The 21,361-nt window shown below is 68.5% G+C and carries 24 protein-coding genes; 12 read left to right on the top strand and 12 right to left on the bottom strand.

Annotated elements, in window-relative coordinates; all coding sequences use genetic code 11:
- Positions 1 to 102 precede the first annotated feature (102 nt).
- Together ABZ195_RS03220 and ABZ195_RS03215 are read right to left on the bottom strand one after the other, a co-directional pair.
- Positions 103 to 1,299 (bottom strand): class I SAM-dependent RNA methyltransferase, encoded by a 1,197-nt coding sequence (locus ABZ195_RS03220; RefSeq protein WP_355214766.1) that lies wholly within the window; start codon positions 1,297 to 1,299, stop codon positions 103 to 105.
- Positions 1,296 to 3,287 (bottom strand): APC family permease, encoded by a 1,992-nt coding sequence (locus tag ABZ195_RS03215; RefSeq protein WP_355214764.1) that lies wholly within the window; start codon positions 3,285 to 3,287, stop codon positions 1,296 to 1,298. The genes ABZ195_RS03220 and ABZ195_RS03215 overlap by 4 nt, the downstream gene beginning before the upstream one ends.
- 98 nt (positions 3,288 to 3,385) lie before the next feature.
- Here ABZ195_RS03215 and ABZ195_RS03210 point away from each other — a divergent pair, with 98 nt between their 5' ends.
- Together ABZ195_RS03210 and ABZ195_RS03205 are read left to right on the top strand one after the other, a co-directional pair.
- On the top strand, positions 3,386 to 4,060 hold the full coding sequence (locus ABZ195_RS03210) for a TrkA family potassium uptake protein (RefSeq protein ID WP_355214762.1): 675 nt from the start codon (positions 3,386 to 3,388) through the stop codon (positions 4,058 to 4,060).
- Between the two features lie 18 nt (positions 4,061 to 4,078).
- Positions 4,079 to 4,738, top strand: coding sequence for a TrkA family potassium uptake protein (locus tag ABZ195_RS03205; protein WP_355214760.1), 660 nt, complete (start codon positions 4,079 to 4,081; stop codon positions 4,736 to 4,738).
- Between the two features lie 4 nt (positions 4,739 to 4,742).
- Here the strand turns inward: ABZ195_RS03205 and ABZ195_RS03200 are convergent, their stop codons facing one another.
- The 3 genes from ABZ195_RS03200 to ABZ195_RS03190 are packed head-to-tail and all read right to left on the bottom strand — an operon-like array spanning position 4,743 to position 7,296.
- Positions 4,743 to 6,185, bottom strand: coding sequence for an MFS transporter (locus tag ABZ195_RS03200; RefSeq protein WP_355214758.1), 1,443 nt, complete (start codon positions 6,183 to 6,185; stop codon positions 4,743 to 4,745).
- 35 nt (positions 6,186 to 6,220) lie between these two features.
- A complete protein-coding gene (locus ABZ195_RS03195; RefSeq protein WP_355214948.1) occupies positions 6,221 to 6,895 on the bottom strand; it encodes a DUF3159 domain-containing protein in 675 nt (224 codons plus the stop codon).
- 29 nt (positions 6,896 to 6,924) lie between these two features.
- A complete protein-coding gene (locus ABZ195_RS03190; protein ID WP_355214757.1) occupies positions 6,925 to 7,296 on the bottom strand; it encodes an OB-fold nucleic acid binding domain-containing protein in 372 nt (123 codons plus the stop codon).
- 174 nt (positions 7,297 to 7,470) lie between these two features.
- Here ABZ195_RS03190 and ABZ195_RS03185 point away from each other — a divergent pair, with 174 nt between their 5' ends.
- The gene (locus ABZ195_RS03185) at positions 7,471 to 8,169 is read left to right on the top strand and encodes an alpha/beta hydrolase (protein WP_355214755.1); all 699 of its coding nucleotides are present in this window, start codon (positions 7,471 to 7,473) and stop codon (positions 8,167 to 8,169) included.
- On the opposite strand, the gene ABZ195_RS03180 is transcribed toward ABZ195_RS03185, so the two are convergent.
- Both ABZ195_RS03180 and dut read right to left on the bottom strand, forming a co-directional pair.
- A complete protein-coding gene (locus tag ABZ195_RS03180; RefSeq protein WP_355214753.1) occupies positions 8,170 to 8,934 on the bottom strand; it encodes a DUF3710 domain-containing protein in 765 nt (254 codons plus the stop codon).
- A complete protein-coding gene (gene dut, locus ABZ195_RS03175) occupies positions 8,934 to 9,398 on the bottom strand; it encodes a dUTP diphosphatase (protein ID WP_355214751.1) in 465 nt (154 codons plus the stop codon). Before dut ends, ABZ195_RS03180 begins: the two co-directional genes overlap by 1 nt.
- A 25-nt stretch (positions 9,399 to 9,423) precedes the next feature.
- Between dut and ABZ195_RS03170 the strand changes: the two genes are divergently transcribed.
- Positions 9,424 to 9,912: a DUF3093 domain-containing protein gene (locus ABZ195_RS03170; protein WP_355214750.1), complete on the top strand. Its 489-nt coding sequence runs from the start codon at positions 9,424 to 9,426 to the stop codon at positions 9,910 to 9,912.
- A gap of 4 nt (positions 9,913 to 9,916) precedes the next feature.
- Here the strand turns inward: ABZ195_RS03170 and ABZ195_RS03165 are convergent, their stop codons facing one another.
- Positions 9,917 to 10,219 (bottom strand): DUF4193 domain-containing protein, encoded by a 303-nt coding sequence (locus ABZ195_RS03165; protein ID WP_355214748.1) that lies wholly within the window; start codon positions 10,217 to 10,219, stop codon positions 9,917 to 9,919.
- A gap of 170 nt (positions 10,220 to 10,389) precedes the next feature.
- Here ABZ195_RS03165 and cei point away from each other — a divergent pair, with 170 nt between their 5' ends.
- Positions 10,390 to 11,040, top strand: a complete 651-nt coding sequence (gene cei, locus ABZ195_RS03160; protein ID WP_355214746.1) for an envelope integrity protein Cei — start codon at positions 10,390 to 10,392, stop codon at positions 11,038 to 11,040.
- A gap of 58 nt (positions 11,041 to 11,098) precedes the next feature.
- Here cei and ABZ195_RS03155 read toward each other — a convergent pair whose 3' ends face one another.
- The gene (locus tag ABZ195_RS03155; protein ID WP_355214744.1) at positions 11,099 to 11,965 is read right to left on the bottom strand and encodes an inositol monophosphatase family protein; all 867 of its coding nucleotides are present in this window, start codon (positions 11,963 to 11,965) and stop codon (positions 11,099 to 11,101) included.
- Positions 11,966 to 12,032: 67 nt separating this feature from the next.
- Between ABZ195_RS03155 and ppgK the strand changes: the two genes are divergently transcribed.
- Positions 12,033 to 12,821, top strand: coding sequence for a polyphosphate--glucose phosphotransferase (ppgK, locus tag ABZ195_RS03150; protein ID WP_355214742.1), 789 nt, complete (start codon positions 12,033 to 12,035; stop codon positions 12,819 to 12,821).
- On the opposite strand, the gene ABZ195_RS03145 is transcribed toward ppgK, so the two are convergent.
- Entirely contained in the window at positions 12,818 to 15,574 is a 2,757-nt protein-coding gene (locus tag ABZ195_RS03145) for an AAA family ATPase (protein ID WP_355214740.1), read from the bottom strand. The genes ppgK and ABZ195_RS03145 overlap by 4 nt on opposite strands.
- Positions 15,575 to 15,966: 392 nt before the next feature.
- Here ABZ195_RS03145 and ABZ195_RS03140 point away from each other — a divergent pair, with 392 nt between their 5' ends.
- Positions 15,967 to 17,364, top strand: coding sequence for an RNA polymerase sigma factor (locus ABZ195_RS03140; protein ID WP_355214738.1), 1,398 nt, complete (start codon positions 15,967 to 15,969; stop codon positions 17,362 to 17,364).
- Between the two features lie 22 nt (positions 17,365 to 17,386).
- Positions 17,387 to 17,758 (top strand): RidA family protein, encoded by a 372-nt coding sequence (locus tag ABZ195_RS03135; protein WP_355214736.1) that lies wholly within the window; start codon positions 17,387 to 17,389, stop codon positions 17,756 to 17,758.
- Here ABZ195_RS03135 and ABZ195_RS03130 read toward each other — a convergent pair.
- The gene (locus ABZ195_RS03130) at positions 17,743 to 18,111 is read right to left on the bottom strand and encodes a DUF952 domain-containing protein (RefSeq protein WP_355214734.1); all 369 of its coding nucleotides are present in this window, start codon (positions 18,109 to 18,111) and stop codon (positions 17,743 to 17,745) included. The two genes, ABZ195_RS03135 and ABZ195_RS03130, sit on opposite strands and share 16 nt — an antisense overlap.
- Before the next feature lie 132 nt (positions 18,112 to 18,243).
- Between ABZ195_RS03130 and ABZ195_RS03125 the strand changes: the two genes are divergently transcribed.
- Both ABZ195_RS03125 and ABZ195_RS03120 read left to right on the top strand, forming a co-directional pair.
- Positions 18,244 to 18,435, top strand: coding sequence for a hypothetical protein (locus ABZ195_RS03125; protein ID WP_056548606.1), 192 nt, complete (start codon positions 18,244 to 18,246; stop codon positions 18,433 to 18,435).
- A 60-nt stretch (positions 18,436 to 18,495) separates the two neighbouring features.
- Complete coding sequence (locus ABZ195_RS03120) at positions 18,496 to 19,446, top strand: YihY/virulence factor BrkB family protein (RefSeq protein WP_355214733.1); 951 nt, start codon at positions 18,496 to 18,498, stop codon at positions 19,444 to 19,446.
- On the opposite strand, the gene ABZ195_RS03115 is transcribed toward ABZ195_RS03120, so the two are convergent.
- Positions 19,436 to 19,672: a DUF3039 domain-containing protein gene (locus ABZ195_RS03115; RefSeq protein ID WP_263998155.1), complete on the bottom strand. Its 237-nt coding sequence runs from the start codon at positions 19,670 to 19,672 to the stop codon at positions 19,436 to 19,438. The genes ABZ195_RS03120 and ABZ195_RS03115 overlap by 11 nt on opposite strands.
- Positions 19,673 to 19,749: 77 nt before the next feature.
- Here ABZ195_RS03115 and ABZ195_RS03110 point away from each other — a divergent pair, with 77 nt between their 5' ends.
- Together ABZ195_RS03110 and ABZ195_RS03105 are read left to right on the top strand one after the other, a co-directional pair.
- The gene (locus ABZ195_RS03110; protein WP_355214731.1) at positions 19,750 to 20,148 is read left to right on the top strand and encodes a DUF3099 domain-containing protein; all 399 of its coding nucleotides are present in this window, start codon (positions 19,750 to 19,752) and stop codon (positions 20,146 to 20,148) included.
- 120 nt (positions 20,149 to 20,268) lie between these two features.
- Positions 20,269 to 21,258 (top strand): sigma-70 family RNA polymerase sigma factor, encoded by a 990-nt coding sequence (locus ABZ195_RS03105; protein WP_355214729.1) that lies wholly within the window; start codon positions 20,269 to 20,271, stop codon positions 21,256 to 21,258.
- The last annotated feature ends 103 nt before the right edge of the window (positions 21,259 to 21,361 follow it).

Below are 21,361 nucleotides of genomic sequence, written 5' to 3'. Positions count from 1 at the left end.
TGGTCGAAGCGCGGGTAGAACCCGACCTGGTTGCGCGTGGTGCCCGCGACGACGAGGACGCCCCGAGGGTCGTCGGCGGACAGCAGGTGACCAGCACGCGCTTCACGCGCGGGACAACACCGCGACGCACTCCACGTGGTGGGTCAGCGGGAACGAGTCGAACACCCGGATCTGCTCGACGGTGTAGCCGTGCCCGCGGTAGAGGCCGACGTCGCGAGCGAAGGACGCTGCCTCGCAACCGATGTGGACGATGCGCGGCACCTCCGCTGCGGCGAGCAGGTCGACGACCTCGCGCCCGGCACCGGTGCGGGGAGGATCGAGCACGGCGACGTCGGCACGGCGGCGCTGGGTGGTCAGGGCGCGGCGTACCGATTCGGTGAGCACCTCGACCCAGCCGAGGTCGGCCAGAGCGCTGCGCGCGGCCTTGGCCGACCCTCGGGACACGTCGACGCTGAGCACGTGTCCCGTCGGCCCGACCGCGCCCGCCAGCGTCGCGGCGAATACGCCTGCGCCGCCATACAAGTCCCACGCCGTCATGCCCGGGGTCAGATCCGCCCACTGCTCGACCAACGCACTGTAGGCGGGGGCGGCGTCACGGTGCGCCTGCCAGAACGCGGTGACCGGCACGCTCCACGTCCGGTCTCCGACCCGGTGGGTGGCCTCGTAGGACCCCTCGACCACCTGCGTCGAGGCCTTGCGGTCGGTCCGCGGGCCCGTCTGCACGACGTGACGGGCCCCCGCGTCGTCGAGCACCACGTGCAGTTGCGCACCTGGCGGCCACGTCGCGACGTCGAGGCCCGTGAGCATGCCGTCGGGCACCTGCGCACACGACAGGTCGGTGACCAATTCCTCGCTGTGGTAACGGTGAAACCCCGCCCGCCCGGCCTGCGTGCCACCGGTGGCGACGTCCAACCGCACCCGCGTGCGCCATCCCGTCGGCCCCGTCGACCCGACTTCTTCGGCAGCCCCCGCCCAGTGGTGCCCGCCGAGCCGTTCGAGCTGGTTGGCCACCACGTCGCCCTTGAGTTGGCGCGCGGCCTCGGGCGTCGCGAACGCCAGGTCGCAGCACCCCGATCCGTCGACGCCGGCGATGGGGCACATCGAGTCGACGCGGTCGGGTGACGCTTCGATGATCTCGACTGCGTCTGCGTGCCAATGACTTCCGCGTTCGGACACGACGCGTGCCCGGACCACCTCGCCAGGCAGTGCGTACCGCACGAACACGACGCGGCCGTCGTGGCGGGCCACGCAGCTGCCGCCGTTCGCCGCAGGCCCGACGGTCAGCGTCAGCTCGCTCAAGTGAGGAACCCGCGACGGGCGTCACCGGGCGCCGGCTGCTCGTCGACGACCTTGAGCCGCTCCGAGGAGCTCAGCTGCCACGGCACCGAGGTGACCATGACGTTGGGCTCGAAGAGCAATCGGCCCTTGAGACGCAACGCACTCTGGTTGTGCAACACCTGTTCCCACCAGTGTCCGACGACGTACTCGGGGATGAACACCGTGACCACGGTCCGCGGCGAGTCCTTGATGATCCGCTGCACGTAACTCAGGATGGGCCTGGTGATTTCACGGTATGGCGAGGCGATGACCTTGAGCGGCACCGTGACTTCGCTGACCTCCCACTTGTGCACCAGCTCGTGGGCCTCCTCGTCGTCCACGTTGACCGTGATGGCCTCGAGCACGTCGGGTCGGGTCGCCCTGGCGTAGGCCAGCGCGCGCTTGGTCGGCAGATGCAGGTTGGACACCAGCACGATGGCGTGGTTGCGGCTGGGCAGCACCACGTCACCCTGTTCGGCGGCGCGGGCCTCCAGTTCGGACGAGACGGTCGCGTAGTGCTTGTGAATCAGCTTCATGAGCCCGAACAGCGCGCCCATGGCGAGGATCGCGATCCATGCGCCCGCCCGGAACTTGGTCACCACGACCACGATCAGCACGGCGCCGGTGCACAACAGACCAATCGCGTTGATGACGCGGGACCGTTGCATCCGGCGCCGCTGGGTGGCATCGGTCTCGACCCGCAGCAACCGGGTCCAGTGCCGGACCATGCCGATCTGGCTGAGCGTGAAACTGACGAACACGCCCACGATGTAGAGCTGAATCAGTGCGGTCACCTCGGCACGGAACGCCACCACGAAGGCGATGGCCGCGAAGGCGAGGAACAGGATGCCGTTGGAGAAGGCCAGCCGGTCACCGCGGGTGTGCAGCTGCCGGGGAAGGTAGCGGTCCTGCGCCAGAATCGATCCCAGCACGGGGAAGCCGTTGAAGGCGGTGTTGGCGGCCAGCACCAGGATCAACGCGGTGACCCCCGCGATCAGATACAGGCCCACCGGAAAGTCGTGGAACACCGCGTCGGCCAGCTGCGCGATCAAGGTCTTGGGGTGATACCCCCCTGGCGCGCCGACGAGCTGGTCGACGCTGTCGACCACCTTGGCCCCGGTTGCCTTGGCCAACACGATGATCCCCATGAACAACGAGACCGCGATGGCGCCCAGCAGCAGCAGCGTCGTGGCCGCATTGCGCGACTTCGGCTTCTTGAAGGCGGGCACCCCGTTGCTGATGGCCTCGACACCGGTCAGCGCGGCGCAACCCGACGAGAACGCCCGTGCCACCAGGAACACCATTGCGAAGCCGAGCACGTCACCGTGTTCGGACTTGACGGTGAAGTTCGCCGTCTCGGCCTGCAGGTGGTCGCCGAGCACGAAGATCTGGAACAGTCCCCAGCCGACCATGACGTACATGCCGATCATGAAGGCGTAGGTCGGGATCGCGAACGCCGTCCCGGACTCCCTGATGCCGCGCAGGTTCAGTGACGCGAGCAACAGGATGGCGGCCACCGCGAAGAGCACCTTGTGCTGGGCGATGAACGGCACCGCCGAGCCGATGTTGGACATCGCCGACGCCATCGACACCGCGACCGTCAGCACGTAGTCGACCAGCAGCGCGCTGGCCACCGTCAGGCCCGCGGTCGGGCCCAGGTTGGTGGTCACCACTTCGTAATCACCGCCGCCGGACGGGTAGGCGTGCACGTTCTGGCGGTAACTGGCGATGACGACGAGCATCACCGCGGCGACCGCCAGACCGATCCACGGCGCCATCGTGTAGGCGCTCAGACCTGCCACGGAGAGCACGAGGAAGATCTCCTCGGGCGCGTAGGCCACCGACGACAACGCGTCGGAGGCGAACACGGGCAGGGCGATTCGCTTGGGCAGCAACGTGTGCCCCATCGCGTCGCTGCGGAAGGGTCTACCCAGTACCAACCGGCGAGCAGCGGTAGAAAGCTTGGACACGAGAGCCAAGAGTAAGCCCACGGGCGAATGGCTGTAGCGTTCCGAGTGCGCAGGTTCGCCACAATCCGTTTCTGCCGAACCACTGGGAGGATCGACGCGTGCGTGTAGTCGTAATGGGATGCGGCCGAGTTGGCGCGTCGCTGGCCGATGGCTTGGCTCGCATTGGCCACGAGGTCGCGGTCATCGACCGCGACGGCACCGCCTTTCACCGGTTGTCCCCCGAATTCCCCGGGGAACGCGTCCTCGGGATGGGATTCGACCGCGACGTGCTGCTGCGAGCCGGTATCGAGGGCGCGGGTGCGTTCGCCGCCGTCTCCTCCGGTGACAATTCCAACATCATCTCCGCGCGCGTCGCCCGCGAGACCTTCCGCGTCGAACGCGTCGTCGCCCGCATCTACGACGCCAAGCGTGCCGCCGTCTACGAGCGCCTGGGCATCCCGACGGTGGCGACCGTGCCGTGGACCACCGACCGACTGCTCAACGTGCTGACCCGCGAGACCGAGACCACCAAGTGGCGGGACCCCTCGGGCAACGTGGGCGTCACCGAACTGCCGCTGCACGAGGGCTGGTTCGGCCGGCGGGTGACGGCTCTGGAGTCGGTCACCGGCGGCCGTGTGGCGTTCATGATCCGCTTTGGCACCGGGCTGCTCCCCGACAAGAAGACCGTGATCCAGGCCAGCGACCAGGTGTACATGGCCGCCATCTCGGGGCACGTCGCCGAGGCGATCGCGATCGCCGCGCAACCACCGGGCGAGGACGCCGATGACCAGTGACCGACCAGGAAGGATCTCGTGAAGGTCGCCATCGCAGGGGCCGGTGCCGTCGGCCGGTCCATCGCCAGGGAACTCGTTGACGCCCACGACGTCACACTGCTGGAACGCAACCCCGATCACGTCGACACCGAGGCCATTCCGGCCGCGCACTGGCGTCTCGGTGACGCCTGCGAGCTGACGCTGCTCGAGGCCGTGGGGCTCGAGGACTTCGACGTCGTCATCGCCGCCACCGGCGACGACAAGGCCAACGTGGTGCTCAGCCTGCTGGCCAAGACCGAGTTCGCGGTGCCGCGGGTGGTGGCCCGGGTCAACGATCCCCGCAACGAGTGGCTCTTCGACGAGGCGTGGGGCGTCGACGTCGCGGTGTCGACTCCCCGGATGCTGGCCTCGCTGGTCGAGGAGGCGGTGTCCGTCGGCGACCTGGTGCGCCTGATGAGCTTCCGCAAGGGGCAAGCCAACCTGGTCGAGATCACACTGCCCGACGACACGCCGTGGGGTGGGAAGGCCGTCAAACGCCTCGAACTCCCCCGCGACGCCGCCCTCGTGACCATCCTGCGGGGCGCCCGCGTGATCGTGCCCGAGGACGACGATTCGCTCGAGGGCGGCGACGAACTGCTCTTCGTCACCACCGACGAGGTCGAGGGCGAACTACGCGAACTGCTGCTGCGCCCCCACTGATCCGTCAGTCCGACGCGGCCAGCGCCGGCGGCGGTGTCGCCCGGTCGTGGCAGCGCGCCGCGGCCTCCGGTGAGACCCGGCCCAGGTCGCACTGCCGGTTGCTGATGCCGATCGCCGACACCACCCCGGCGATCGCGAACAGCGCGGCCACCGTCACCGCGCCGAGGCGGAAACCGGCGAAGTCCATTGCCGTCGGGCCCGTCTCGCCGGACGAACCGCCCACTCCGACGATCACCCCGGTGAACGCGATCGCGATGAGCCCGGCCACCCGCGAGACCGCGTTGTTCACCGCCGAACCGATCCCGCTCTGCGCCGGGTCGACCGCGGCGAGCACCGCCGCGGTCAGCGGTGACACCGTGACCGAGAGCCCTACGCCGAACACGATCAGGCCCGGCAGCATCTGCGTCCAGAAGTCGAAGGGCATCCGGGCCGTGGCCATCAGCAGGAAACCGCCCGCCGCGATCAGCGGGCCGACACCCATGAAGATCCGGGGCCCGTGCACGCCGGCCAGCGTGCCGAAGCGCCGGGCCAGCAGAAACGACAGCACCGGCAGCGGTAGCGTCGCCAGGCCGGCCAGCGCCGCCGACAGGCCCACCGTCTCCTGCAGGAACAGGGCGACGAGCAATGTGCCGAGGGACACCGCCGCGTATAGGAACACCGTCGCCAGGTTCCCGACCGCGAAGTTGCGAGATGCGAAGAGCTGCAACGGCATGATCGGGTTGGTCACCCTGCGCTCCCAGAACGGGAAGGCGATCAGGCAGGCCACGCCGACGACGAACGCCACGACCACCGCGGGGTGCGACGGCCCGAGGCGCTGCTCTTCGATCAGGGCGTAGACCGTCCCGGTCAGCCCGACGGCGCACAGTGCCGCACCCGTGACGTCGACGCGGCCGGGTCGACGCGCGTTCAGCGCGGGGTCACCCCGCAGCCTCGACGTCAAATAGAGGGTGGCGGCCACCGGCAGCACGTTGATCCCGAAGACCCACCGCCAGTCCAGAGTGTCCACCAGCACGCCGCCCAGCGGCGGTCCCACCACGAACGCGGTGCCGGTCCACGCCGTCCAGGTACCGATCGCGGCGGCCTGCGTGGCCCCGGCGAACCGCGAGTTGATCATCGCCAGCGAGCTGGGTACCAGGAACGCCGCCCCGACACCCTGCAGGCAGCGCGCTCCGACGAGGATCCAGCCGGTCGGGGCCAGCGCACATAGCAGCGACGCGACGGCGAATACGGCCAGTCCGACGCGCAGCACCGCCAGCCGGCCGAATTGGTCGGACACCGCTCCGGCGACGAGGATCAGCGCGCCCAGGGCCAGTAGATACCCGTCGACGACCCACTGTTGCAGGGCGAGTCCGCCGCCGAACTCGGCCGCGATCGCGGGCAATGCCAGGTTGACCACCGACCCGTCGAGGAAGGCGACGAACGACGCCAGGACCGCAACGGCGATCACCGTGCGATCGGTCGCGTCGCGACGGTCGGTGGTGGTCAGTCGGCCCGCGCCTCTTCGGCGTCCGGTTGCGCGTCCTCCTCGGCGTGCAGGGCCCGCTGCGCGGTCCGGATCGCCAGGTAGGTGGCCAACGCGGCCACGGCGGTCAAGGGCCAGCCCATCGCGATGCGCGCGACCCCGAGCAGACCGGTCTGGTCGTCGTCGTAGAGACGGTTCTGCACGAGGAACCGAGCACCGAACACCAACGCCCAGACGACGGTGGCGATGTCGAACGCCGTCAGCGCGCGACGGTTGCCACGCCAGTTGCGGTCGCGCCCGTTGACCCAGCCCCAGGCGTAGCCGACCGCGGGGCGTCGAAACAGGACCGACAGCGCGAAGACGGCGGCGTAGATCAGCGACGACCAGATGCCCAGCAGGAAGTAGCCCTTGGACTCGCCGACGAGGTAGGCGATGAGCGCACTGACCCCGACGGCGAAGAAGCCGGACACCGCGGGTTGCAGCGTCTCGCGTCGAATCAAGCGCCAGACCAGGATGAGCGCGGCCACGCCGAGCGCCGCGACGATCGCCCAGGTGAGACCGAAGAACGAGGAGACGGGCACGAACACCAGGACGGGTAGAGACGAGTAGATCAGACCGCTGACGCCACCCATCTGCGCCAGGACGGCCTGAGCACTGAGCTTGTTCTCGGGTTCATCGGGCGTCTGCGCCTCGATCTCATCCGCCGACCCCGTGTCGGGGTGGGTCACTTCTGGATCTCGTAGTGCGGGTTGTAGATCGCCTTCGTCCCGTTCTCGAGGTTGCCGAGCCGACCATGCACCCGCAGGGTTCGACCGGATTCGATGCCGGCGATGCGCCGCTGGCCGAGCCAGACCAACATCACCGCGTCGGTGCCGTCGAACAGTTCGGCCCGGACGCCGCCCGCACAACCCTTGGCGTTGGTCTCGACACATCGCAGCGTGCCGACCATCGTCACTTCCTGGCCGCGCCGGCAGTCGATCGCCTTCTGCGCGCCGGTGTTGGCGGCTTCGTCACTGAGTTCCTCGACGTCTTGCTGCTCGGGGTCCTCGGTGAGGCGCCGCGTGAGCCGACGTAGATAACCTTCGGCCGTAGCCATGGTCTCTCCTACTCAAGTGGTGAATCAACCGTTGACCCACCTCTTAACCAACGCCACGGTAGACCTCTTGGTTCCGATTTGCCACGTGGCGCACAGGGTGCTCGTCTACCCTTCCGCGAGCCGTTCTAGTCCCTTCCCGTGGACGTGATCTGACGCACACGGCACGATCGGACGATGGCGGTCTCCCTGCGTGGTGTCTCGGTGGTGCTGCTGCCGGGCACCGGATCCGACGACGACTACGTCTACCGCGCGTTCCGTGACGCCCTGCACGACGTCGGGGCGTCAGTGGTGACGCCGCCGCCGGACCCGACCCGGCTCGTCGACGGCTACCTCGGAGCCCTCGACGAGGCCGCCAGGCAGGCGCCGATCGCCGTCGGTGGAGTCTCGCTCGGCGCCGCGGTGGCGGCAGCGTGGGCACTCGCGCACCCCACCAGCGCGGTGGCCGTGCTGGCCGGCCTGCCCGCATGGACGGGTGCACCGGATGACGCGCCGGCCGCGCTTGCCGCGCGGTACTCGGCGAGCGTGCTGCGCCGCGACGGGCTCGCCTCGGCGATCAGTCAGATGACGGAGTCCAGCCCTGCCTGGCTGGGAGCCGAACTGACACGGTCGTGGGTGGGTCAATGGCCCGGGCTGCCCGAGGCCATGGACGCCGCGGCCGGCTACGTGGCCCCGACGACGCGGGAGTTGGAGGGGTTGACGGTGCCGATGGGCATAGCCGCGGCCACCGACGATCCCATCCACCCGTTGGAGGTGGCCCTCGAGTGGGCGGCCGCGGCTCCCGTGGCGGCGCTGCGGACCTTCACCCTCGACCAGTTGGGCGCCGACCCCGGGGTGCTGGGGGCGGCGTGCATCGCCGCCCTGGCAGAGCTGTGATCAGCCGCCGGTGATGGTGCGCAGCTGCTGCATCGCCGTGCCCTGCTCGCTGCGGCGCGCCGCCGGTTCGGCCGGCGGGGGCGGCGCCAGCTGCTGGCCGGCGAGGCGGGCCTGCTCGGCCATCATCTGCTCGGCTCGGGCCCGCAACCGCGCAACGAGGGCCTCGGAGAGCTGCAGGGGAAGCATGTTGCGCACCGGTTGCGGGGTGTCTCCGCGGCGAACGACCGTGTCCAACAGCGCATTTCGCAGATCTCGCGCGATCGCGTCGGCGGTCTCGGGGGAACCGACCGCGGCGCCGCGCACCATCCAGCGATAACCGTCGACCCCGACGAAGCGCATCACCACGGGCTCGGGGCCGTTGGTCATGTGGCCCACGACTTCACGCCCCCACGGCCCGTCGTGGATGGCCACCTCGGCGCCTTCCTTGCGCAGCGAGTCGGCGACCTCGGTGACCACCTCGCGCCACAGGCCACCGGCCTTGGGCGCCGCGTAGGCCGTCACGTTGTAGCGGCCGTTGGACGTCACCATCCACGCCATGGTCGGGACGCCCTGCTGGTTGACTTCGACCGCGAGCTCGGCGGATTCGTTCTCGGGGATCAACACCGCACCGAGGTCGTGACGTCCGACCAACGCGGTCTCCGCATCGTCGAAGTCCTCGATGTCGAACGGTCCGTCGAGGTCGTCGTCGACGGTGGGATCGACCGCGGCTACCTCGGTGCCGCTGCCCTCACCCTGGTCGTCGCTCTTGCGCTTGCCGAATGCCATCACAAACTCTCGTGTCCGCCGGAGGAACCGTGGCCGCCTGCGCCACGGGTGGTGTCAGCCAGCCCGGCCTCGTCGAAAGACGCGACCTCGACCAACTCGGGTAGTTCGACCCGCTGAACCAGAAGCTGAGCGATGCGATCGCCGCGCCGCACGATGATCGGCTCGTCGGGGTCGAGATTTATCAGAGTCACCTTGATCTCCCCTCGGTAACCCGCGTCGACGGTACCGGGGGTGTTGACGATCGAGAGCCCGACTCGCGTGGCGAGTCCCGACCGCGGATGGATCAGGCCCACCATTCCGAAGGGGATGGCCACCGCGAGCCCGGTGGGAACCAGGGCACGCCGTCCGGGAGCGAGCACGATGTCGACCGCGCTGTAGAGGTCGACGCCGGCGTCACCGGCATGCGCCCGCGTCGGCAGGGGCAGGTCACGGTCCAGCCGCACGACCGCAAGAGAGGTGGACACGACCACGGAGATTACTCTTGGCCGGGTGTCCGACACGCGCGCAGCCACCGAAACGGTGCGTTACCACGAGCGACTGAGGGTTCCCCTGTGGTGGTGCCTGCCCGCGTTCCTGCTGGCCGCCATCATCGCCTACGAGGTGAACCTCGGCGTGCGGTCGCTGCCGAACTGGCTGCCCTACGCACTGTTGCTTCCCGTGGCGGCGGCGGTTCTGGTGTGGCTGGGGCGGGTCGAGGTCCGCGTGGTCAGCACGTCGGACGGTGACGGGGCGGCCACCGAGCTCTGGGTCGGTTCGGCGCATCTGCCCGTGTCGGTGATCTCGAGGTCGGCGGAGGTGCCGACGTCGGCGAAGTCCGCGGCGCTCGGCCGCCAGCTCGACCCCGCGGCCTACGTCGTGCACCGGGCGTGGGTCAAACCGATGGTCCTCGTGGTGCTCGACGATCCCGACGACCCGACGCCCTACTGGCTGGTGAGTTGCCGCCGCCCGGACCGCGTCCTGGCGGCGCTGCGTAGCTGACGGGTCAGGCGGCGCAGTCGGTGCAGATCATCATGCCGCCCCTCTCGCTGGCCAGACGGCTGCGGTGGTGCACGAGGAAACAGCTGGAGCAGGTGAACTCGTCGGCCTGCTTCGGCACCACGCGCACCGACAGCTCCTCGCCGGACAGGTCCGCCCCGGGCAGTTCGAATGACTCGGCGGACTCGGACTCGTCCACGTCCACGACGGCCGATTGGGCCTCGTTGCGCCGTGCCTTCAGTTCCTCGAGCGAGTCTTCGGAAACGTCGTCGGTCTCTGTGCGCCGGGGAGCGTCGTAGTCGGTAGCCATCTCATCCCCTCCTTGTCGTTCCGTCGCGGTGCGACAGAGCTTTGTACCAGCGCTGAACGCATCCGCCAAATGATTCGTGCCCGAGGCGGCGCCAGATTGATTGTGATTTATATCACGAGACAAAAGACCTGGTGACGACCGCTGAGCACCCCTGCCCTTACAGTGCAGGGGTGGTAGCGCAGATCACCTCTGGTACGGCCTTCGACAAGCACGGTCGGCCATTTCGTCGACGGAACGTCATTCCGGGCATCGTGGTGCTGGTGGCGCTCGCCGTCGTCACCCTGACCGTGTGGGTCATCGCGTTCAACCAGACGCCCGACGTGCGGCAACAGGCCGCCTGCAACCCACCGCCGCCCATGGCCGACGCCACCCAGACCGCGCTCGGGGAACCGGTCACGCCCACCACCATGATGGACGTCACCCCCACCAAGCTCGCCGACACCAAGATCCGCGTGCTCAACGCCAGCGGCCAGGGCGGGCAGGCCGGCGAGGTCGCCGGAGCCCTCCGCGACCTGGGGTACGCCCCGCCGACCGCGGGCAACGACACCGTCTACGAGAACACCCGACTGCAGTGCCAGGGCCAGATCCGGTTCGGACCGTCCGGTCGCGCCGCCGCCGCGGCGCTGTGGCTCGTCGCGCCCTGCACTGAACTCTTCCAGGACCAACGCCCCGACGACACCGTCGACCTGGCCATCGGCACCGAGTTCTCCGACGTCAGCCACAACGACGACATCGACGCCGTGCTCGCCAGCCTGCGCCCCGACGCGACCCAGCCGGCCGACTCCGCGCTCATCAAGAAGATCCACACCGCCGCCTGCTGACGCGGCCTCCCTACATCGCGCCGGCCCGGCCTCCCTACATCGCGCCGGCCCGGCCTCCCTACATCGCGCCGGCCCGGCGCAGGACCTCGTCGAACTCCTCGGCTATCCCCGCCGCCGCGGCGACGATCAGTCCCGGCTCGCGACCGTCGTCCTCGACTACCGGCAGATGCAACCTCACACCCGCCTCTTCGGCGATCAGCGCACCCGCCGCCCAGTCCCAGACGTTGACTCCGAGCTCGTAGTACGCGTCGAGCCGACCTGCGGCCACCATGCACAGGTCCAAGGCGCACGAACCGACGCGCCGAACGTCGCGGACGACCGGGATCAACCGGGCCAGCACCTCGGCCTGGATGCGTCGTCTCTCGGGCGCATACCCGAACCCGGTGCCCACCAGGGCCATCGACACGTCGACGACGGCGTTGCACTGCAATCGCGTCGTGGTGTCCTCTCGCGTCAGGTAGGCGCCGCTCCCTCGCGCCGCGGAGAAGATCTCGCCGGTCGGCACGTTCGCCACCGCGCCGGCCACCGACCGGCCGTCGACCTGCACGCCCACCGACACCGCGTAGGCCTCCAGTCCGTAGAGGAAGTTGACCGTCCCGTCGATGGGGTCGAGCACCCACGTCGGCTGGCCGCTGTGGCCGACGGCCGAGCCGCCCTCCTCCTCCCCCACGATTGGATCGCCGGGACGCAGCTCGGCCAGACGCTCGCGAAGGAGCCGTTCGGTCTCGGTGTCGACGATCGTCACGGGGTCCGTCGGCGTGCTCTTGGTCCGCGTCGCAGCGGCGGCGTCGCCCGGGGAGCCGGCGCCGAACACCTCGGTGCGGCGACGCCGGACGAACGCGGCGGCCTCCTCGGCGAGCTGTTCGGCGACGGCGCGCAGATGGTCTGGATCATGGTCGACGGTCACCCTTCCATCGCAACACATCGCTCGTGGCGAGGCACTAGGGTGTGGTTGGCGTCGCACCTGACGGCCGCTTGCAGAGGAGCGCTCAATGACCGAGAGTTCAACCCCCGCATCGAGTGACGGCGGTTCCCCGCGGCGAGGCTTCGGCGTCGACGTGGGCGGCAGCGGGGTGAAGGGCGGCATCGTCGACCTGGACACCGGTCGGCTGATCGGCGAACGCTACAAGCTCGCGACCCCGCAGCCGTCGACCCCCGACGCCGTGGCCAAGACCATCGCCGCGGTCGTCAAGGAATTCGACTGGGACGGCCCCCTCGGCGTGACCTATCCCGGCGTCGTCACCGGCGGCATCGTGCAAACCGCAGCCAACGTCGACAAGGGCTGGATCGGCATCAACGCCCAGGAGGTGATCGGCGCCGAACTCGGCGGCCGACGGGTCACCGTCCTCAACGACGCCGACGCGGCCGGTTTGGCCGAGGAGAAGTTCGGCGCAGGCAAGGACAATACCGGCGTGATCGTCCTGCTGACGTTCGGCACAGGCATCGGCTCGGCGGTGATCCACAACGGTGTGCTGTTGCCCAACACCGAGTTTGGCCATCTCGAAGTCGACGGCAAGGAGGCCGAGCATCGCGCCGCGTCCTCGATCAAGGACGCCAAGGAGTGGAGTTACGAGCGCTGGACCAAGGAGGTCACCAAGGTGCTCGTCGCGATCGAGAACGCGATCTGGCCGGACCTGTTCATCGCCGGCGGCGGCATCAGCCGTAAGGCCGAGAAGTGGATTCCGATGCTCAAGAACAGGACGCAGGTGGTCGGGGCGGCCCTGCAGAACGAGGCCGGCATCGTCGGCGCCGCCATGGCGGCCGACGCCGCGGCCGGCTAGTCGTCGGCGAGCTCTCCGGCGCGGCTGGCGAGTTCGGAACGAGTGCGGACGGCCAGTTTGCGGTACACGCTGCTGAGGTTGTGCTCGACGGTCTTGGGACTGATGAACAGTGCCGTGGCGATGTCCTTGTTCGACTTGCCCGTCGCCGCCAGCCTGGCCACCCGCAACTCCGACGGGGTGAGCTCGGACTGACCGGTGCGCGGGGCATCCGCCCGCTCGAGTTCGGCCCCAACCCGTGTGGCCCACAACGAGACACCGAGTTCCTCGAACGTGTCGAACGACTGACGTAGCATCGCCGTGGCCAGATTCTTCTTCCGCTGGCGCCGCAACACCTGGCCGAGGAACAACTGGGTGCGTGCGCGCTCGAACGGCATGGCCAGTCGGTCGTGGTGCGCCAGAGCCAGCCGCAGCGTCTCCTCGGCCTCGGCGAGGTCTCCCGATGCCGCCAGCAGCATGCTGCGACCGCGGGCACCCGAGGCCAACATCCACGGTCGATCCACCTCGGCGCCGTGCCGTTCCAGTGACTCCACCAGCGGCAGCGCCTCGTCCACGCGGCCAAGGTTGACCATCGCCTCCACGGCATCCGGCAGGTAGGACGCCGGGAAGACCACCGGCGCGACCCCGTCGCCACGGCCAGACAGCAAGGGCTGCAACACGTTAAGGGCCTTCTCGTAGTTCCCCAGCGACACCTCGAGGAATCCGAGGGCAATCAACGGCCACATCGTCAGGAACGGAGCCCCACATTGATGGGCCCCGGCGATCGCGACGCGGGCGTCCTCGCGTGCGGTCCGCTCGCGTCCCAGGTACGCCGCGGCCAGCGCGCGTTGAGTTCTGCCGACGACGACGGGGTAGCCACCGCCGAGCTGTTCCCCCCGGCGCATCACGTCCTGCGCCACGTCGGCCGCCACCGAGTACCGGCCCAGCCAGGTGTAGACCATCGCCAGATGGCCCGAGACGAACACCAGATCCGCGTCCGACCCCATGTCGAGGCACCGCCGCCGGGCGGCGACGAGACCGGCGAGCCCCTCCTCGAGTCCACCGATCCACGACAACGTCACCGCGGAGATGACGCTGGCCCGGCAGGGCGCCGAAACGTCGGGGTCGGGCGCCTCGAGTTCCTCCGCGCGGGCCAAGGCTGCGCCGTCGCGCCGCAGCCCGCGGGCGCAGTCGAGCATCACGCTCAACGCGAGCGCCTGACTGATCAGCTTTCCGTCGCCAAGCCGTTCGGCGTGGTCGACTGCGACGCTCGCCGCGGCCCGCGCCTCGTTCGGATGACCGGTCATCGAGTGCGCCCGCGACAGCAGCACGTTCGCCTCGACCAGAACCGCCGGATCGTCGGACGCGTGGGCGACGGCCTCGAGCAGCAGCGGCAGCGCTCCCGCATAGTCGTGCTCGGACATCCGGGCCTCGCCGAGCAGGTTGAGCGCCGCGGCGCGCGGTGCTCCCAGGGCGAAGCCGTCGAGGGCCGGCTCGATCGTCTTGCGGGCTCGCCGCGTGTCACCGGCCCGGAGGTGCTGCTCGGCCGCTCGAAGCCGACGGGTGGGCGTGTCGCCGCCAAGTCCGATGGCCAGCTCGTACAGATCGGCGGCCGCCGCCGCGGCTCCACGACCCACGGCGGCGCAGGCCGCGTCGTCGAGCGCGTGCAGGGTGGCCGGATCGGCGCTGGCCGCACCCAGCGCCATGTGGCGGGCCTTGAGTTCGGGCCGCTTCTCCACGGCGGCCAGTGCCCGGTGCATCCGCCGGCGGCGGGCGGGACCGGCGTGGGTGTAGATGCCACGGGCCAGCAGCGGATGTGCGAACACCACGCTGTTGCCGTCGAGTCGGACGATGCCCTCGCGCTCGGGCCCCTCCAGCAGTTCGACGACCCGTTCGACGGGCAGTCCGGTGGCCTCGGCGATGAGGTCGACCGTCGCGTCGCCCACCGAGCACGCCGCCAGCAGCATGTCCCCGACCAGTCCGTCGAAGTGCTCGGTGCGCAGCCGCACCAATTCGGTGAGGGTGTTCGGCAGGACCGCGTCCCCGAGCGACGACCGGCCGTCCACGCCCCGGGCCAGTTCGAGGGCGTAGAACGGATTGCCGCCGGACACCTCGGCGATGCGGACCATCGTGGGTCGCGGGAAGGCCTTCCCGAACCGTTCCAGGATCATGATGTGCAGGGCGCCCAGGCTCAGCGGCCCGACTCGAACCCGGTGGATCGCGCCCGGCGCCTGCAGGTGAAGCCACTCCGCCGGGTCGGGTTCGGTGGAATGCGCGCGGCCGGTCAGCAGCAGCCCGATGGACCCGCTCAGACGTCGCGCGGCGAAGGCCAAGACGGCCTGACTGGACACGTCGAGCCATTGGACGTCGTCGATCGCCAGCAGGATCGGCTGTCGGGCGGCCATCGCGACGAGGACCGCCGCCAGGGCCGATCCGGTGACCCGCTGGTCGGTGGGCGGTCCGTCGGCGTCGGTGCGGAGCAGCACCCGGTCGACGGCGACGCGCTGCAGGTCGGTCAGACCCGCCAGGACAGCTGGCTCGACGTCCTGAAGCAGGTCGGCCACCGCGGCGTAGGCCAGCACCGACTCCGCCTCGTCGGCGCGCGTCGAGAGCACCAGGAAGCCGTGTTCGCGGGCTCGTTCCAGACCGTCGAGCCACAGAGTGGTCTTGCCGATGCCCGGCTCTCCGGCGATCACCAGGGCAGATGGCGACGTGCCGGCGGCGCCAAGCAGGTCGTCGACCGCTTGGCGCTCCCCCGAGCGACTCACCGATGCCACGGGCACGCACCCATCATTGCAGCTAGCAAAGAATAGTGTGCAACCTAGCCCGAATCGACCGGTGTCGATCTCGGGGGCTTCCATATCGTCACCGGCCCGTCCATCGCGTCCATCTGCGCGCCGACGTTCCAATACCGGCGATCGTGGCAATTGGTTGTCCCACGGGGCCAACCGACGGAGACTGGCGCGAACCAGCGGCGACGCCACGCACGCGGACAGCCAATTCGTCGCTCGTAGCGGCAGTTCCCCACTCTGTCGTTACAATGGTGAACGGCGGCCTCATCACGGATGGCGGCAGGTATCCGAGCAGATAACAAACGCCATCAACTGACAGACGACGTTTTACGGTGGCGCACGCCCACGCTACCGATCGCAAGACCGAAGGGGTGCACGTGGCAGCGACGAAGGTAAGCCCGGCGATCGAGGAGCCGGTGAAGCGCACCGCCACCAAGGCTCCCGCCAAGAAGGCTGCGGCCGCCAAGGCCGCCGGAGGCGCCGCCCCCGCCAAGCGGGCCGCGAAGGCGCCCGCCAAGAAGGCGGCCGGGCCGCGGGCCAAGAAGTCCGCCGACGCGGGAGAGGTCTCCACCGGCGAGGTCCTGGAGACGGGCGAAGAACTCGAAGCCGAGCCCGACGTAGACCTCGAGGCCGACGTCGAACTCGAGGACCTCGAAGTGGTCGAGGTCGACGACGACGTGGTGGTCGAGGGGGCCGCGGCCGACGCCAAGCCCGCCAAGGACGGTGCCGACGACGCCGTGGCCGACGACGACATCTCCGAGCCCTCCGAGAAGGACAAGGCCTCCGGCGACTTCGTGTGGGACGAGGAGGAGTCCGAGGCGCTGCGGCAAGCTCGCAAGGACGCCGAACTCACCGCCTCCGCGGACTCGGTGCGCGCCTACCTGAAGCAAATCGGCAAGGTCGCGCTGCTCAACGCCGAGGAGGAAGTCGAGCTGGCCAAGCGCATCGAGGCCGGCCTGTACTGCACCCAGAAGATGGCCGAGTTCGCCGAGGCGGGCGAGAAGCTCACCACCGCTCAGCGACGGGACTACCTCTGGATCTGCCGCGACGGCGACAAGGCCAAGAATCACCTGCTCGAGGCCAACCTGCGCCTCGTGGTCTCCCTCGCCAAGCGCTACACCGGCCGCGGCATGGCCTTCCTCGACTTGATCCAAGAGGGCAACCTGGGTCTGATTCGTGCGGTCGAGAAGTTCGACTACACCAAGGGTTACAAGTTCTCGACCTACGCCACGTGGTGGATTCGTCAGGCCATCACCCGCGCCATGGCCGACCAGGCCCGCACCATTCGCATCCCGGTGCACATGGTCGAGGTCATCAACAAGCTCGGTCGCATCCAGCGTGAGCTGCTGCAGGATCTGGGCCGCGAGCCCACGCCCGAAGAGCTCGCCAAGGAAATGGACATCACGCCGGAGAAGGTGCTGGAGATCCAGCAGTACGCGCGTGAGCCCATCTCTCTGGATCAGACCATCGGCGACGAGGGTGACAGCCAACTCGGTGACTTCATCGAGGACTCCGAGGCCGTGGTGGCCGTCGACGCGGTGTCCTTTACCCTGTTGCAGGATCAGTTGCAGTCGGTGCTCGAGACGCTCTCCGAGCGCGAGGCCGGCGTCGTCCGACTGCGGTTCGGCCTCACCGACGGCCAGCCCCGCACCCTCGACGAGATCGGCCAGGTCTACGGCGTCACGCGCGAGCGGATCCGTCAGATCGAGTCCAAGACGATGTCGAAGTTGCGCCACCCGAGCCGCTCCCAGGTGCTGCGCGACTACCTCGACTGATCTGCGCCGTGATGGTGGCCGCATGACGACATACCGCGTCAACGTGTCGTCGGGTTCGGCCTTCGAAGCCGAAGTCGGGTACTCCCGTGCCGTCAGAGTGGGACCACTCGTCGTCGTGGCGGGAACCACCGCGCCGGGACCTGACGTCACCGCACAGGCGCGAGAGATCTTTCGGCGCATCGAGACTGCGCTCGTCGATGCGGGGGCGTCCATGTCCGACGTCGTTCGCACGCGGATGTTCGTCACCGACATCGCGTCGTGGCGCGAGGTCGGCGCGGTCCACGCGGAGGTGTTCGGCAGCGTGGCACCGGTGGCGACCATGGTCGAGGTGTCGGCGCTCATCGCCCCCAACCTGCTGGTCGAAGTCGAGGTCGACGCCTACCTGTCGGAGTGAGTCCATTTGGCGAATCTGCCCTCGCCGTCGGGCACGTACGGGGTGACACTCGTCACAGCGTCCAAGGGGATTGGCCCGTACAAATGCGGGAACAGCATCGCCGCCGGATCGGACGGTACGCCGGGCTCCCAGCGCACCGGATCGCGGAAGATCTCGGGATTCAGTCGGAGCACGATCATGTCCCGCCGCCCGGCGTAGAGCCGGTTCGCCGGAAGATGCACCTGCTCGGGCGCGGAAAGATGAACGAAGCCTTGGTCGTCTAGCGACGGTGGTCGGCGTTCTCCTGCGGCCTGCGCGGCGTCCCACTCCTCGGTGGTGCACAGGTGGAGCAGTTCGGGGGGCGTGGAGGCCATGCGACCAGTCTGCCCTCGGAAACGTTCCGCGGGTGAGACACGACACACCGGTGAACGACCGGGGAACAAGGCCGGAAGTGAAAACGTCTGACAGAGTGGAAGAAAGCACCAAGCAGATATGGAGGAGGCGCCATGAACGCAACTCTGACCAGCCCCGAGCTGACCCGGGCTGATCGCTGCGACCGATGCGGCGCCGCCGCCCGTGTCGTCGCCAAACTGCCGTCGGGTGCCGTCCTGCTGTTCTGCCAGCACCACGCCAACGAGCACGAGGCCAAGTTGGTCGAGCTCGCCGCCGTGTTGGAGACCAGCAAGGTCGATTCGTAATCAATCACTAAGCCACCACTGCGCGCACGATCGCGCGTCGTCGTGAATGCTGGTGTGGTCATGAACGACGAGCACACGCCAGCCAAGCCGTCCCGCCGCCACGCGTGGCCCGTCTTGAAGCGGACCCTTGGAAAGAGTTGGGACGACTCGATCTTCTCGGAGTCGGCGGCGGCGGCATTCTGGAGTGCGCTGTCACTGCCGCCGCTGCTGCTCGGAATGCTCGGCAGCTTGGCGTACATTGCTCCGCTCTTCGGTCCGAACACCCTGCAGACCATTGAAGATCGTCTCGTAAGCACCGCGGGAAATCTGTTCTCCCGCAACGTCGTCAACGAGATCATCGCTCCGACGGTCTCCGACATCGTGGCGGGGGCGCGAGGTGAAGTCGTCTCGCTCGGCTTCGTCATCTCTCTGTGGGCGGGTTCGTCGGCGGTGTCGGCCTTCGTCGACTCCGTCGTGGAGGCGCACGACCAGACCGAGTTGCGCCACCCAGTTCGCCAACGTTTCTACGCCCTCGGCCTCTATGTGATCGGGCTGGTGTTCATCATCGCCACCGCGCCACTCCTGGCGATCGGGCCCATGAAGATCGCCGAGCACATCCCGGACGATTGGCAGTACGTCCTCAGTTACGGCTACTACCCCGTGCTGCTGGTCGCGCTGGTGATCGCGATCACGATCCTCTACCGGGTGGCCCTGCCCCGGCCACTGCCCTCACACCGCCTGGTCTACGGCGCGATCCTGGCGGCGGTGGTGTTCCTGGTGGCGACATTGGGGCTGAGGATCTATCTGACCTGGATCACCGCGACCGGTTACACCTACGGTGCGCTGGCCACGCCGATCGCGTTCCTGCTCTTCGCGTTCTTCCTCGGCTTCGCCATCATGATGGGCGCCGAACTCAACGCCGCCATCCAGGAGGAGTGGCCCGCCCCGCAGACGCATGCTCGGCGACTCAAGGGCTGGCTGGAGGACAAGGCCGACGAGCGCAACGGCGAGCGCCCGGGTGCTACTTCTTGAGTTGCTCGTAGATCCGTTTGCAGTCGGCGCAGACCGGCGAGCCCGGCTTGGCGGACTTGGTCACCGGGAACACCTCGCCGCACAGTGCGACGACGTGGGTGCCCTCCACGGCGCTCTGGACGATCTTGTCCTTCTTGACGTAGTGAAAGACCTTGGGAGAGTCGTCATCCGTCCCGTCGTCGACGCGTTCGTCGGTGTCGGGGCGCTCGATGGTCTGGGTGTCCATGAGTTCATTGTGCCCGGGAAGCGATCTGTAAGAAACCGGACCGATTGATGACGACCGATGTGTGGAACAGTGGAGTCATGAAACAAGGCCCAGAGCTGAGTTTCGACGACGATGGTCGACCAGTTCTCATCACGCGCGCGGCGTTGTCCTACGAGGAACAGCATCGCGAGAGGGTTCGCAAATACCTCAAGATCATGTCGTGGCGGGTACCGGCACTCCTTGGCGCCGCGCTCGCGTATGGAATCTGGCACAACGGGTTGATCTCGCTGGGCATCCTGGTGGCGTCGATCCCGCTGCCGTGGATCGCCGTGCTGATCGCCAACGACCGCCCCCCGCGCCAGGCCGAGGAACCGCGCCGCTACGAGGACAAGGGCCGCATTCCCCTGTTCCCCACCGCGGAGCGCCCTGCGCTGCAAGCCCGCACCAGGCCGGCGCCGCAACCCGATTCGGCGCAATGGCAGCACGACGTTCCCTGATGTGGAAGTTCTTCGTGCTTTCTCAGGAGAATCTCAGGTCGACGGCCAATAACTGCAGGTCAGGACGTGTGAAACCGTAGCCTCGCGGGAACTCTTGGAGCGATACGAGCGTTGTAGCTCATGACAGTTCCAGCAGAGCAGGAGGCCGTAATGGCAAACGCCACCGCAAGCCGCATCGATTCCGATCTGGACTCCCAGAGCCCAGCCGCGGACCTCGTGCGGGTGTATTTGAACGGCATCGGCAAGACTGCGTTGCTGAACGCAGCCGACGAGGTCGAACTCGCCAAGCGCATCGAGGCGGGGCTCTACGCACGTCATCTGCTCGAGACCAAGAAGCGCCTCGGAGAAAGCCGCAAACGCGAACTCGCCGCCATCGTCCGCGACGGTGAAGCGGCACGTCGGCATCTCCTCGAGGCCAACCTGCGACTGGTGGTATCGCTCGCCAAGCGCTACACCGGGCGCGGCATGCCACTGCTCGACCTGATCCAAGAGGGCAACCTCGGCTTGATCCGCGCGATGGAGAAGTTCGACTACGCCAAGGGATTCAAGTTCTCGACCTATGCGACGTGGTGGATTCGACAGGCCATCACCCGCGGCATGGCTGATCAGAGCCGCACCATTCGGCTGCCCGTGCACCTCGTCGAGCAGGTCAACAAGCTCGCCCGGATCAAGCGCGAGATGCACCAGAACCTCGGCCGCGACGCCAGCGACGAGGAATTGGCCGAGGAGTCCGGCATTCCGGCCGAGAAGATCGCCGACCTGCTCTCGCACAGCCGCGACCCGGTAAGCCTGGACATGCCCGTCGGCAGCGACGAGGAAGCGCCCCTGGGCGACTTCATCGAGGACGCCGAGGCCATGTCGGCGGAGAACGCGGTGATCTCGGAGTTGCTGCACACCGACATCAGGCACGTGCTCGCCACGCTCGACGAGCGTGAGCAGCAGGTCATCCGGCTGCGTTTCGGCCTCGACGACGGTCAGCCGCGGACCCTCGACCAGATCGGCAAGCTGTTCGGGCTCTCCCGCGAACGCGTGCGCCAGATCGAACGCGAGGTGATGGCGAAGCTGCGCCACGGCGAGCGCGCCGAGCGGCTACGGTCCTACGCCAGCTAGGCCCACTGGAACCGACGACGACACGATGCCCGCCGCGCCTGCGGCGGGCATCGTGTCGTCCAGCCGGCTCCCGGCCGTGCTGCATCCCAGTTCAGGCGCCGTC

Source organism: Mycobacterium sp. NPDC006124, assembly GCF_040614235.1.
In the GTDB taxonomy this organism is placed as follows: domain Bacteria; phylum Actinomycetota; class Actinomycetes; order Mycobacteriales; family Mycobacteriaceae; genus Mycobacterium.
The sequence above is the reverse complement of the archived record's forward strand: the minus strand, read 5'-3'. Positions and strand labels throughout refer to the sequence as shown.

Excerpts from the sequence above, each read along its gene's own strand:
- ABZ195_RS03180 (WP_355214753.1), bottom strand. The coding sequence starts at position 8,934 with ATGGCATTCGGCAAGCGCAAGAGCGACGACCAGGGTGAGGGCAGCGGC.
- ABZ195_RS03155 (WP_355214744.1), bottom strand. The coding sequence starts at position 11,965 with ATGTGTTGCGATGGAAGGGTGACCGTCGACCATGATCCAGACCATCTG.
- ABZ195_RS03120 (WP_355214733.1), top strand. The coding sequence starts at position 18,496 with ATGAACGACGAGCACACGCCAGCCAAGCCGTCCCGCCGCCACGCGTGG.
- ABZ195_RS03115 (WP_263998155.1), bottom strand. The coding sequence starts at position 19,672 with ATGGACACCCAGACCATCGAGCGCCCCGACACCGACGAACGCGTCGAC.
- ABZ195_RS03135 (WP_355214736.1), top strand. The coding sequence starts at position 17,387 with ATGACGACATACCGCGTCAACGTGTCGTCGGGTTCGGCCTTCGAAGCC.
- ABZ195_RS03125 (WP_056548606.1), top strand. The coding sequence starts at position 18,244 with ATGAACGCAACTCTGACCAGCCCCGAGCTGACCCGGGCTGATCGCTGC.
- ABZ195_RS03105 (WP_355214729.1), top strand. The coding sequence starts at position 20,269 with ATGACAGTTCCAGCAGAGCAGGAGGCCGTAATGGCAAACGCCACCGCA.
- ppgK (WP_355214742.1), top strand. The coding sequence starts at position 12,033 with ATGACCGAGAGTTCAACCCCCGCATCGAGTGACGGCGGTTCCCCGCGG.
- ABZ195_RS03185 (WP_355214755.1), top strand. The coding sequence starts at position 7,471 with ATGGCGGTCTCCCTGCGTGGTGTCTCGGTGGTGCTGCTGCCGGGCACC.
- ABZ195_RS03165 (WP_355214748.1), bottom strand. The coding sequence starts at position 10,219 with ATGGCTACCGACTACGACGCTCCCCGGCGCACAGAGACCGACGACGTT.
- ABZ195_RS03110 (WP_355214731.1), top strand. The coding sequence starts at position 19,750 with ATGAAACAAGGCCCAGAGCTGAGTTTCGACGACGATGGTCGACCAGTT.
- ABZ195_RS03190 (WP_355214757.1), bottom strand. The coding sequence starts at position 7,296 with ATGGCTACGGCCGAAGGTTATCTACGTCGGCTCACGCGGCGCCTCACC.
- ABZ195_RS03130 (WP_355214734.1), bottom strand. The coding sequence starts at position 18,111 with ATGGCCTCCACGCCCCCCGAACTGCTCCACCTGTGCACCACCGAGGAG.